Raw genomic sequence first — 12,086 nt, 5'->3', positions numbered from 1 at the left:
GCTACAGCTACATCAAATGTTCCAAAAAAATATAGAAGAGCTAATGCAAATTAGCCGCTATCGGTTGAAGGATTACATCAAAGGACAAAGAGCTATATCGCTTGCCCTATCTACCTTCTAGCTCGCTTGTCCCCCTCTCAGTAATTGCATAGGTTTGATCCCCCCAACCCCCCTTGATAAGGGGGGCTTTTTACTGGTTGAAGATGATTGGTTAATTGCATAGGTTTGATCCCCCCAACCCCCCTTGATAAGGGGGGCTTTTTACTGGTTTAAGATGTCTAAATCTGTGATATATTACAGGTTACAAGTCTCTGCGCCAGAAAAGAGCATGACCAGCCCTTGCGTACTTACTAGGGAACCACTTAAAAAAAGGCAAATGTGCGTGTTTACTACTGTTTAATAAAAAAGTTAGCTCATCATAGCTCAACCAGTGTCCGCTCCTGCGCCACCTGCGCCAACCCACCTCGTCAGCGAATTTTTTATACACCTCATAATCGTATTCCCCTGGGACACCACCGCAATCCAGCCAGACTTTTTTCTGCACAGAAAAGCCAAATTTGCCGCCGCTATTATCTACCCAGAGCTTGTCAATGGTGCGTAATTCCTCACAGGGAAAGTTGTTAATGCTTTCTTCATCTAGCCAGCCTTCATCTTCCCTTTTAGCAATTAACAACATTAACCGCGCCGTTTCCTCATCGGCTTCGCGCCATTGGCCATTTTTCAGATAGGTTTCTAGTTGAGTAAAGAGAGAAGTCTGTCGTTTTTGTTCTAAAAATTCCAAACCTCGACGTTTTTTAACAGGTAATTCTCGATAACATCGCTCCGCTAATCCCTGAGCTTTAGGATTATCTTGATTATAAAAATTAACAATAAAATCAGTCGGATTAGTCAATAAAGTGGCATACATAATGCAAGCCTCGTACCAGAGATTTTGCTCCCAATTTTCCTTGAGTAAATTTTCTTGCTTTAACCGTTTAACTTCCAAAGCAATTAAATAGGACTGAAAAAGATTATGGGCAAACTCATAGTATTCATCCTTTTTCAAAATTAACTCACTCACATGAATTAACCGCTCTACAAAATCCTTAGCCGAAGTGCTTTCAGGATAACCCAATTCCTGAATAAAACCTTGCATCTGACTTAGTAATTCTGAATATTCAATCGTGGTTGTATTTCCCATTTTCAGGGCTAACTGTTGCAATACCCGTTGACGATGATTTTCCTCATTGTTATCTAAAATCATATCAATGCCCCTAGCTTGAGGGCGAGTGATCAATTGCAGATCAAAAATTCGGCGAAATAAATCCACTCGTTGCTGAGGTAATTTTTGTCCCGAGCCAAAGTTTGCCCGATGTAACTGTACTATCATATTCAGATTTAAGGGATTTCTCGCTAAGGCTAATAGAGTAGAACTTTCCCCGGAATCATCGAGAGCAAATAACTGATTAATTAAATCCTTTGCTTTTTTGTCGGCAGCTTCTTGTTTAGCTTTTAAACTTCTGCGAACTCTGGTTTCCTGCTCTTGCCAGAAATACCATTTATACACAAAATCCTGAATATTTTTATCGGTAAATTCATTAATAAACACCTTTTGCCGAGGTTTATGCTCAGAGCTAAACGCTTGATAGCCTTTGGGACGAGAGGTTAAAATAAAATAGTTTTGACGGAAATCATGCCACTGTTTGCCAATCCATTGACTGACTTTTTCGGCATATTCGGGTTTAATTTCATCAAAACCATCAAACATCACTAACATTTGCTGACGGGTTAAATGACTTTTAGCCCAGTTCTCAGGTAAATCTAATTCTTGAGAAATATCTTGTTTAAGATGTCGCTCAATTAAGGTTGGTAAATCCAATCCTTCTGTGGTGGTAATCACTTCCTGCCATCTCCGTAAACGTAAAAAGACAGGAATTAAAAAAGGTGCATTTTGTTTCGGTTGTTTTAGAGCGTAGTTATAGGCTAAATGACGCAATAAAGTCGTTTTTCCTCGTCCACCAGGAGCCAGAATTAACAACCGTAAATTTGTCCTCTTTTTAGCCCGTCGCAATAAATCCCAAATATCATCCTGCGTACCTTTAGATTCTTCTTCTGAGCGCAGTTCTAATTGACTCAGATCCAAATTAATAAAAATTTCTTCTAGTTCTGGAGTAGAAAAACCAAAGATTGCATCTTCAATCCCTTCAATATCATCATAACGACAATCTGAATCCCGTAATTTAATTAAATATTTCCCGTCAGGATTAGCTAATTGCCAACGTATTTTTTCCAGTCCTTTGTCTAGCCAAACAAAAAAGCTTAAGGCTGTACCTTTACCGTGATCTTTACCTTTGGTTCTTGCCACTTCTAAAAACGCTTTACTCCAGGCTGATCCGTAGGTAAAAAAGCCCGTGACGATAAAAGTGACTCCCCCGACAATAATCGCCTTAACCGTGTCATGTTGACTAAGCCAAGTTAAGATGCCTGTAATGCTACCCCCGATAATTGGAAGGGAAGGAGCGGAGGTTCGGAGTTGGTGGGCAGCAAAAGCAGTGATTTTTCCCGTCCAAACTTGAGCCTGTTCCTTTTCCTGGTCAAAATCTGATTCTTTTTTCTCTTCAGATTCCGATGCTTCCGGCTTTGTGGTTTTATCGTCCATAAACCCCCTTTGATCAACCTCTTCTAATTATACTAGACCCCTTGGGAGTGGTGTTATTGGCTTATAAGTAGGTAGGCGTTAAAAATTATCAGACACCCCCCTTATCAAGGGGGGATTAAGGGGGGATTAAGGGGGGATCGGCACCCCCCTTATCAAGGGGGGATTAAGGGGGGATTAAGGGGGGATCGAACCGGAAATGTTGCTTTTTTATCCCGATGGACAAGCTTTCACTAGCTATAATCAGGAAAAACAACGAGCGGAACGATTAGCCAATAAACTGCGGGAATTAGGCCTTAATCCTGACGAAATCTAAGTTTATCTCTTAATCGCAGTTTAAAGTTAATATTTGTTAAGAGACAACTAAAAAATAGCCATAGTGGGCTATATGTATTTTCAGTATGATAAAGTTAGTTGGGTTAGTACAAAAAAACTGATGTTCAGGGATAATTGCTTTAAGCACGGCTAGTCGGAGTCCTATAGGTGAAGTTTATCTCGTAAATCTTCAGTTTTCAGTGCCAAGTTTACAGTCTCACGGCCAACGGGTAGAAATTTCACAGGTACATTATAAATTGTATATGATATTTGATGACCAATAACGAAATTACAGTTAACGACTACTCATCCACTAGATTATCAAGGGCGAGATTGACTCTCAAGGTTGATGGTCCTTATTTTCCTATGGTGAAATTCCAAAAACTTTTAGAGAGTTTTTCTATAATCCTGACGGAAATTGATCAAGAAATATCAGATACGGGAGAGGTGGGAGTAGAGTGGGCAATTACGGAAGTTCAACAAGGAAGTATTATTATGACAGCCGAAGCAAATATCCTTGATGAACAGGTGGAAACTGAGCGTCCTCAAAGAATTATCAATGTTTTTAGAGATAGTTTAGAAGAATTGATTAAGGAAAAACCTCAACGTCCCTTGTACTTCAACAATAAAGCCCTGTATAATCTCAAGAAGTTTAGCGAATTAATCGATCCAAATGATTTTGCTGATATCGAGTTTTCTACGGAAAATTGGAGGTTTTATGTTACTAAAAATATAGCGGCTAATGTAGATGAAATTACTCAAAATTTTTACAGTATTTATGGCTCTATTGAAGGGCAGTTAGTATCTATTAATATTGCCAATCGTCAAAAGATGGGGATTCGTAGCCTAACTGATAACAAAATTATTAAATGTTTTTTTCCTGAAGAACTTTTTGAACAAGCTAGAGAAGCTTTAGGAAAAAGAGTTTATGTTTTTGGGTTAATTCGGCAGTATTTGCATGGAGAAAAAATCAATATTCAAGTGCAAGAAATGAAAGTTTTTCCTGAAAAATCTGCTGCTTCTTCCCTGTCTAATATTATCAATTCAATTAGAGGTTAGTCTTGAAAAAAAAGTCTATCAAAAAACACTATTGTGATTCGGGAATCTTTATCAGTTTTTTTAATGAAGAACCCCAGTATTATGAACAATGTAAGGATATTTTACTGGCAGCAGAACAGGGATATATTTAACTCTATACATCAGCTTTTATCATGGCTGAAGTTGTTTATATTAAATCTCTAAAAGCGAAACGAGATTTATCTGATTTAGAGCAGGAAGATATTATTAACAACCTATTTTCTAATGAATGGATAAAGTTAGTAGGATTTGAACGAGAGACATCGGAAATCAATCGTTATCTGATTAGGAGTTATAAACTACAACCCTTTGATGCACTACATCTCGCTACAGCGATTAGGATGAAGCTTGATTATTTTGATACCGTAGATCAAAAATTAATTGATAAAGTTCCACAAGAGGTTAATTTTTCTCCCAATTATCCCAAAAAAGTTATTATACAAAAGCCATTTATCGAGGGTTTTCAACCTCCCTTACCATTTCTATGATTAAACTGATGATATAGCGGTTCTCGCATCTGTGCGGCACACTTAAACCTTTGCTGATTAAGCTTTTCAACATCGATAATGTACCTCTTGTGAATCAGAAACGCTATATAATAATTAGCAATTAAATAGACTCGATTAATATTCTCAACATACCAAGACAAAAAAAGGTGGGACTTGCCCACCTTTGTCACTAAACTATTGTCCTTTCTCCACTGCTGCCACCATCAATAAAGTTTTGAGGACAGAATCAGGATTAAGACTGATGGAATCGATGCCTAATTCCACTAAAAATTGAGCAAATTCGGGATAATCACTGGGGGCTTGACCACAGATACCGATTTTGCGATTATGGGCTTTAGCGGTTTCAATAGCCATTTTAACCATGCGTTTAACTCCCTCATTCCGTTCATCAAAAAGATGGGCAACTAGGGCAGAATCCCGATCTAATCCTAAGGTTAATTGGGTCAAATCATTAGAACCGATCGAAAATCCGTCAAACACCTGAGCAAATTGGTCGGCAAGAATTACATTACTTGGTAACTCACACATCACATAAACTTGCAAACCATTAACCCCGCGTTCGAGACCATTTTTCGCCATTTCTTCGAGGACTCTCATCCCTTCTTCGGGGGTACGACAGAAAGGAATCATTGGAATCACATTAGTTAATCCCATTTCTTCCCGGACCATTTTCAGCGCCCGACATTCCAAAGCAAAAGCTTGACGATAATTAGGATCAGTATAACGGGAAGCGCCGCGCCAACCGATCATCGGGTTTTCTTCCTTGGGTTCAAAGGGTTTGCCACCCAATAAATTAGCGTATTCATTGGATTTAAAATCGGACATCCGCACAATTACATCTTTGGGGTAGAATGCGGCTGCAATCATGGCAATTCCCCGGGCCAATTTATCGACGAAAAATTGGGGTTTATCCTCGTAGTGTTTGGTTAATTCGGCGATTTGGTCTTTTACGTCCCCTTCTTCCAGTTCCTGGAATTTCAGCAAAGCGCTGGGGTGGGCCTGAATATGGTTAGCGATAATAAACTCTAGACGCGCTAAACCGACACCTTGGGCAGGAATATCGGCAAAAGCGAAGGCTTTTTCAGGATTACCGATATTCATCAGGATTTTTGTCCGAGTTTGCGGCAAATTATCCAGGTGAGTTTCGCAAATTTCAAAGGGTAGCAATCCGAGGTAAACTTTCCCTTCATCCCCTTCCGCACAGCAAACGGTGATTTCCTGACCAGTTTTAATCGTTTCCGTGGCATTATTGCAACCCACGATCGCCGGAATACCCATTTCTCGTGCGATAATAGCGGCATGGCAAGTACGACCACCTTGATTAGTAACGATCGCGCTTGCTTGTTTCATAATCGGTTCCCAGTCGGGATCCGTGCGATTGGTGACGAGAACTTCTCCCGGTTTAAAGTTGTTGATTTTATCTACACTGAGGATGACTCTGGCTTTTCCTTGACCGATTGCCGCACCTACACTCCGTCCCACCGCTAAAACTTGACTTCTTTGCTTAATCTCGTAGGATTTAAGGATATTAGCGGCTTTTTGCGATTGTACGGTTTCTGGACGCGCCTGAACGATAAACAGTTCTCCCGTGATCCCATCTTTTGCCCATTCGATGTCCATGGGGGTGTAGGTTCCGCGCACTTGCGAGTAATGTTCCTCGATTTGGGTCGTCCAACGGGCTAAAGTGAGGATTTCTTGGTCATTAATGCAGAATTGATCCTGTTCTAGCTTGTTAACTCGGATATTCTTGGTGAGACGCGATCCTCCATCATCGTAGATCATTTTGATCGCTTTACTGCCGAGGCGTTTTTCGAGGATGGGTTTGTAACCGTTTTTAAGAGTGGGTTTAAAAACCAGATATTCGTCGGGGTTAACAGCACCCTGCACGACATTTTCCCCTAAACCGTAGGCTGCCGTGATTAAAGCGGCATTTTTGAACCCTGTTTCCGTATCGATGGAAAACATCACCCCGGAGGTGGCTAGATCTGAACGCACCATTTTTTGGACACCGACGGAAAGGGCGACGGCAAAGTGATCGAAACCGTTATGATGACGGTAGGAAATAGCGCGATCGGTGAATAAAGAGGCAAAACATTTATGACAAGCTTCTAAAACTCCCCTGACTCCTTGCACGTTAAGGTAGGTTTCCTGTTGTCCAGCAAAACTCGCTTCTGGTAAGTCTTCGGCAGTGGCGCTCGATCGAACGGCCACATCGATGGAATGATAGAGATCATCGCCATAACGTTCACAGAGTCGGCGATAGGCAATAGCGATCGCATGACTTAAATCATCGGGGAAAGGTGTATTGAGAATTAATGTGCGTGCTTGTTTACCTTTTTCTTGCAGGTTCTGCACATCGTTTTCGTCTAAATCTTGGAAAATGTGTCTTAATTGTGCGTCTAGTCCGGCTTTTTCGACAAAGTGACGGTAAGCGTAAGCGGTGGTGGCGAATCCTGTGGGGACATTAATCCCTTTTGGGGTTAATTGTTGGATCATTTCGCCTAAGGAGGAGTTTTTGCCACCGACTAATCCCACATCTTTGCTGTCCACTTCTTCAAACCACAGAATTAATGCTTGTTCTCTAGAGGTTCTCGCAACATCTTGTAGTAGCATCATAAGTATTTTTACCTCTGTACTCTATACTTTCAGTTTAGCGAGATACCATGCTCAAAAACCCTTGAGTTTGATATTTATTTACAAAACTCTATAATAGCCAACTCAGCCACGCTCACCCTATCTCTAAAGGGTTTAATTGTCTAGCTACTTAACACAAAAATTAATAAACTAATCAGGAGTCTCAACAGTAACTTTCCTCAATGATAGCCTTAGTTATCTCAAAATAGTTACAGCAGTTATCTCAATGGTGAGATCAGTAGGTGGGTGGAATTAAATATAAGATGAACGTAGGTTGGGTTGAAGCATGAAACCCAACGCCCGCATGGCTTACAGTACCGCTAACCCATCCTACAAATAATTGTGCCTCCCTACTTAGGAAGTTTTCGTTTTGGGGAGTCGGTCGTCAGCAGTCAGGAGTCAATACCAAATTAGGTTATACTTTTTTTTATGAGAAGGGCTGTAATTTAGCAATACGTCACCTTCAGTTTTAGGCATTTTCAAGGTCTGATAATAGTTCTTCTTCTGTTAAGTCAATCATCCCTACGCCAAAATCGGTCAATCTCAATAAAAAATTAACCCTATCCACTCCTAATAAATTGGCAGCCATACCCGATGAAATACGTTTCATCTCAAAGAGTTTTACTACCATAGCCCAAGTTGCTTCTCTCTCGAATTCCTCTCGTGTTTTTTGAAGAAAGTCGGGTAAATTTTCAGGATAATTTATGGTGAGTTGTAAAGTCATATATCGTGCTATATTTGTCCCATTTTTCTAGGTTGGATTTCACCTAGTTTAGCTCAATCCAACCTAGATTTATTTATATTTGTGTGATGGTGACATCAACAGTTTTAACCGTGGTTCCCAAACTGGATAAGGGAGGTTGAATTTCCTGTTCATTACCCACCACAAGAGTCACAATTTGATTCGGTTGTAGATATTGTTGGGCCACTCGTTGAATATCGGCAATTGTCACCCCTTTTACCGCTTGTTGATAACGGAAGATAAAATCTTGGGGATAACCATAGTATTCATAGGTCATCAATCGCGATAAATTCTGACCAGGTTTCTCAAACTTAAAAACAAAAGAATTGAGAATAGCATTTTTAGCGTCTTCTAATTCTTTGGCAGTAACGGGTTGATTGCGAAGTCGCTCGATTTCGCCTAAAATTGCCTTAATAAAAGGTACGGTAGCATCGGTGCGAGTTTGACCTCCGGCAATAAATAAACCGGGATAATCATAACGACTATTCCAGACACCATAGACAGAATAAGCTAATCCTTGACGGGAGCGCACTTCATTAAATAAACGACCACCAAAACCGCTTAAAATCTCATTTAATACCGTTAAAGCGGGATAGTCGGGACTATCCAAACGACCCCCAAGATGACCTAATAAAACCGTACTCTGGGTTAATTGGGGTTGATTGACAACAAAGACACCTTGAAGATTTTTTTGGGTTGCCGAAGGGGTGACAATTTTAGGAGCAGTGGCGGGATTTTTCCAATCGCCAAAAGTCTTATTGATTAATGCTTTCATCGACTGAGAATCAAAATCACCGACAATTCCTAAAATTATTTGGTCGGGACGGACATAGGTACGATAAAAATCGATTAAATCCTGACGGTCAATATTAGCTAAAGTGCTATATTCTACAGTACGAGCGTAGGGGCTATTATCACCATAGACTAGCTTTTTAAACTCCCGACTAGCAATATCATCGGGATCATCATTACGTCGGGCAATTGCTCCTTTTTCCTGAACTTTGGCTAATTCTACCCTCTGACTTTCAAAAGCTGGGGAACGCAAAACCTCGGCAAAGAGATTAAAAACTGCTTCTAAATCTTCACTAAGAGCGCTAAAACTAGCAGTTCCAGCGTTAAGATCGATCGAGGTTTCTACTAGGGCTGCTCTTTGTTCTAATAACTGATTTAAGACATTAGAATGATGTTTCTCCGTGCCACCACTACGCAGCACGGTTCCAGTAATATCGGCTAATCCGACTTTTTCCCCGGATTCTAATCTTCCTCCCGTCCGAATCATCGCCGTACCACTTACTAAAGGTAAGCTGCGATCCTCCACTAAATAAACCACCATACCATTATCTAGTTGATAGCGCTCGTATTGGGGAACTGTAACTTCAGGAAGAGGAGGAAAAGTTAAATCGGTAAAATGTCGCGGGGTTTGGGCAATTGCCGGGGAACGAAAAGCTAGGACACCTATCAGGGTGAGCAGGATTAAACCTAGCCATTGTAAGCGTTTTTTCATGATTATATTTATTTTAGGTTTTCGGTTTTCGGTGTTAGGTGTTGGGGTGTTAGGGTGTTAGGGTGTTGGGGTGTTGGGGTGTTAGGGTGTTGGGGTGTTAGGGTGTTAGGGTGTTGGGGTGTTGGGGTGTTGGGGTGTTGGGGTGTTGGGGTTTTACCTAAAATTTCCCCATTTCCCCACTTCCCCACTTCCCCACTTCCCCACTTCCCCCACTTCCCCCACTTCCCCCACTTCCCCACTTCCCCCATTTCCCCATCTATCTATTTTGGTAAAATTCGGCCAATAGTGCGATTTTCGGGGGTAAAAGTCTCTTTAGCCACTCGTTGAATATCGGCTGCGGTGACAGCATTATAAGCATCTAATTGGGCGAATAAATTACGCCAATCGCCGGTTTTTACCTCGTATTCAATCAAGGATCGCGCCATGCCCATGTTAGAATCAAGACCTCTTAATAGGGCTGCCCGTAGTTGATTTTTAACCCGTTCTAATTCCTGTTCCGAAACTGGTTCATTTTTCAATCTTTCCAATTCCAAATTCAAACCCTGCGCTACTTGCTCCAGGCTGACATTAGGAGCGGTGAGAGCATAGAATAACAGCAAATTCGGGTATTTATCCCCCGGAAAGCCGTTAAATCCCTGGGCAGCGAGGGCAAGTTGTTTGTCCTCTACTAAAGCTTTATACAGTCGCGAGGTTCTTCCTTCACTCATTAAAGTGGCAATAACCTCGTAAACCGCATGATCGGGATGATTGAGGGCGGGACGATGGTATCCTTCTAAATACCAAGGCTGCGAGGCTAATTTTAGGGTAATTTCCTTTGTTTTGGTTTGGTTCGGTTCCACTACTTTCACCTGTGGGGGTTTCGGTTTAGCGGGAAAACGACCAAAATAAACCTCAGCTAACTGTTTGACCTGTTCTGGGTCCACATCTCCGGCGATAGCTATGGTTAAATTACTGGCAGGATAAAATTTATCGAAAAAGTTTTGGATATCCGAGGGTTCCAGATTGCGAATATCTCGATCGTAGCCGATAACGGGACGTTTGTAGGGATGGACAGTATAAGCTTGATCGAGAAAAGCTTCGATTAATAGACCCAAGGGGCTATTATCCGTCCGCATCCGTCTTTCTTCCAGAATTACGTCTTTTTCTTTGTAAAATTCCCGTTGGAACACCGGTTCTAAAAATCGCTCCGATTCCAAAGACATCCATAATTCCAATTTATTCGACGGGAAGCTGTAAAAATAGCTAGTTGCATCGCTGGAAGTGGTGGCATTTAAACCGACTCCTCCCTGCGTTTCGACGATTTGCCCGTATTCGTTGCGTTGGACGAATTTCTCGGACTCTGCCTTCGCTTGTTGAAATTCTTCCGTTAATTTAGCCACTTCTGCGCTTTTACCCGCTTTTTTGGCCGCTTGCAGTTCTTTGTCTATAGCTTCAAGGCGATCAAGGACTTTTTTCTCGCTAAGATAATCGGTAGTACCGATGGTTTTTGTGCCTTTAAAGGCTAAATGTTCCAAAAAGTGGGCAACTCCTGTTTTACCGTCCGGTTCATCGGCACCTCCCACATCCGCGTAGGTGACAAAGGAAATAACCGGAGCATCGCGATTTTCTAGGATAATGAATTTTAGTCCGTTGTCGAGGCGAAATTCGGTAATTTTTTGTTGAAATTGCTTAAGGTAGGGGGTAATCGATTGTACATCGGCTGGTTGCTCTTTCGCTTGGGCAAGAAGGGGTGAGAAACTCCCAAAACCCCAAAACACAAAGAAAGCGACCCAAAAGCCTATTACAGCCCGATAATAGGGGTTATTTTTAATGATCATAGATAGTTTTATCAGGTATCGTGGGAGCGAGAGATCGATCGCTCTGTTCGATCTTAGCAGTCGATTGTTAGGAGAGGGGAGATGGGGCGCTTTTTTCAGTAATCAGTAAACAGTAATCAGTAAACAGTTAAGCTAAGACGCATTTAAACCGCTTATTCTTAGATTAGCCGAACCTCCCCCAATCCCTTTACTGTTGCCTTTTGCCTCTTGCCTTTTGCCTCGTCTCAACAAGCAATTTAAATTACGAACAGCTTACCTTTAGGACTAATTAATCAATATGTCTGGGCAAGAGAAGAAAAGTATTTAGGGATTGCCAAGCAACGAAAAAAAAGAGAAACCCAAGAAAAAGAGGTAATGATTTGGTAGTAGTGCCGTAGCCGTCTTGCTTACCCGGTATGAATTGTGTAAAATATTTATGAATAAAAATAATTGGAACCCGCTCAGTCTTTAAACCTCTTTTTCTTGGGTGTCTCTTTTTTTTCGTTGCTGGGCAATCCCTAAATTCTTTTCTTCTCTTGCCCAGACATATTGATTAATTAGTCCTACAGGTAAGCTGTTCGTAATTTAAATTGCTTGTTGAGACGAGGCAAGAGGCAAAAGGCAACCCCCCCCCGATGTCGGGGGGGCAGGGGGGGAGGTTCGGCTAATCTAAGAATAAGCGGTTTAAATGCGTCTTAGCTTATTCCGACCGGGGACACTCCTAAGGTGGTATGAACTTTGAGTCCAAAGGATTTTTTATAATCTAGATAACCCATGCCTTTTTGGCTTTTTGCGTTGTCAAGTCTAAACTTGTTGTGTCTTGAACTGCCAAAACTATTGGATGTTCTTTGATTCTTTCTACTGTACTTTTGGC

At 41.3% G+C, this 12,086-nt stretch carries 8 protein-coding genes and 2 pseudogenes; 3 read left to right on the top strand and 7 right to left on the bottom strand.

Annotation, left to right across the window (positions count from 1 at the left end):
* Positions 1-301: 301 nt before the first annotated feature.
* The gene (locus tag O9324_RS05865) at positions 302-2,638 is read right to left on the bottom strand and encodes a GUN4 domain-containing protein (RefSeq protein WP_288139705.1); all 2,337 of its coding nucleotides are present in this window, start codon (positions 2,636-2,638) and stop codon (positions 302-304) included.
* A 585-nt stretch (positions 2,639-3,223) separates the two neighbouring features.
* On the opposite strand from O9324_RS05865, the gene O9324_RS05860 reads away from it, so the two are divergent.
* From O9324_RS05860 to O9324_RS05850, 3 genes and pseudogenes are all read left to right on the top strand, one after another.
* Positions 3,224-4,009 (top strand): hypothetical protein, encoded by a 786-nt coding sequence (locus O9324_RS05860; protein ID WP_288139704.1) that lies wholly within the window; start codon positions 3,224-3,226, stop codon positions 4,007-4,009.
* A 2-nt stretch (positions 4,010-4,011) separates the two neighbouring features.
* The gene (locus tag O9324_RS05855) at positions 4,012-4,140 is read left to right on the top strand and encodes a hypothetical protein (RefSeq protein WP_288139703.1); all 129 of its coding nucleotides are present in this window, start codon (positions 4,012-4,014) and stop codon (positions 4,138-4,140) included.
* 12 nt (positions 4,141-4,152) lie between these two features.
* Positions 4,153-4,515 (top strand): annotated as a pseudogene (locus tag O9324_RS05850) (type II toxin-antitoxin system VapC family toxin); the annotation flags it as partial.
* A 195-nt stretch (positions 4,516-4,710) separates the two neighbouring features.
* Here the strand turns inward: O9324_RS05850 and ppsA are convergent.
* The 6 genes and pseudogenes from ppsA to O9324_RS05820 all read right to left on the bottom strand — a co-directional run.
* On the bottom strand, positions 4,711-7,152 hold the full coding sequence (ppsA, locus tag O9324_RS05845) for a phosphoenolpyruvate synthase (RefSeq protein ID WP_288139702.1): 2,442 nt from the start codon (positions 7,150-7,152) through the stop codon (positions 4,711-4,713).
* A gap of 487 nt (positions 7,153-7,639) precedes the next feature.
* Positions 7,640-7,894, bottom strand: coding sequence for a UPF0175 family protein (locus O9324_RS05840; RefSeq protein WP_002788303.1), 255 nt, complete (start codon positions 7,892-7,894; stop codon positions 7,640-7,642).
* Between the two features lie 73 nt (positions 7,895-7,967).
* Positions 7,968-9,416, bottom strand: a complete 1,449-nt coding sequence (locus O9324_RS05835) for a M16 family metallopeptidase (protein ID WP_288139701.1) — start codon at positions 9,414-9,416, stop codon at positions 7,968-7,970.
* An 8-nt stretch (positions 9,417-9,424) separates the two neighbouring features.
* Entirely contained in the window at positions 9,425-9,664 is a 240-nt protein-coding gene (locus O9324_RS05830; RefSeq protein ID WP_288139700.1) for a hypothetical protein, read from the bottom strand.
* Positions 9,665-9,676: 12 nt separating this feature from the next.
* Positions 9,677-11,233 (bottom strand): M16 family metallopeptidase, encoded by a 1,557-nt coding sequence (locus O9324_RS05825; RefSeq protein WP_288139699.1) that lies wholly within the window; start codon positions 11,231-11,233, stop codon positions 9,677-9,679.
* Positions 11,234-11,913: 680 nt separating this feature from the next.
* Positions 11,914-12,086: pseudogene (locus O9324_RS05820) on the bottom strand (IS4 family transposase); the annotation flags it as partial.

This window comes from Microcystis sp. LE19-84.1B, assembly GCF_027531875.1.
Lineage (GTDB): Bacteria > Cyanobacteriota > Cyanobacteriia > Cyanobacteriales > Microcystaceae > Microcystis > Microcystis panniformis.
Note: the sequence above shows the minus strand (reverse complement) of the source record. Positions and strands in the feature narration are given on the sequence as shown.

What these genes read in the sequence shown, in the direction of transcription:
- O9324_RS05865 (WP_288139705.1), bottom strand. Translation starts at nt 2,638, where the DNA reads ATGGACGATAAAACCACAAAGCCGGAAGCATCGGAATCTGAAGAGAAA.
- O9324_RS05860 (WP_288139704.1), top strand. Translation starts at nt 3,224, where the DNA reads ATGACCAATAACGAAATTACAGTTAACGACTACTCATCCACTAGATTA.
- ppsA (WP_288139702.1), bottom strand. Translation starts at nt 7,152, where the DNA reads ATGATGCTACTACAAGATGTTGCGAGAACCTCTAGAGAACAAGCATTA.
- O9324_RS05840 (WP_002788303.1), bottom strand. Translation starts at nt 7,894, where the DNA reads ATGACTTTACAACTCACCATAAATTATCCTGAAAATTTACCCGACTTT.
- O9324_RS05835 (WP_288139701.1), bottom strand. Translation starts at nt 9,416, where the DNA reads ATGAAAAAACGCTTACAATGGCTAGGTTTAATCCTGCTCACCCTGATA.
- O9324_RS05830 (WP_288139700.1), bottom strand. Translation starts at nt 9,664, where the DNA reads ATGGGGGAAGTGGGGAAGTGGGGGAAGTGGGGGAAGTGGGGGAAGTGG.
- O9324_RS05825 (WP_288139699.1), bottom strand. Translation starts at nt 11,233, where the DNA reads ATGATCATTAAAAATAACCCCTATTATCGGGCTGTAATAGGCTTTTGG.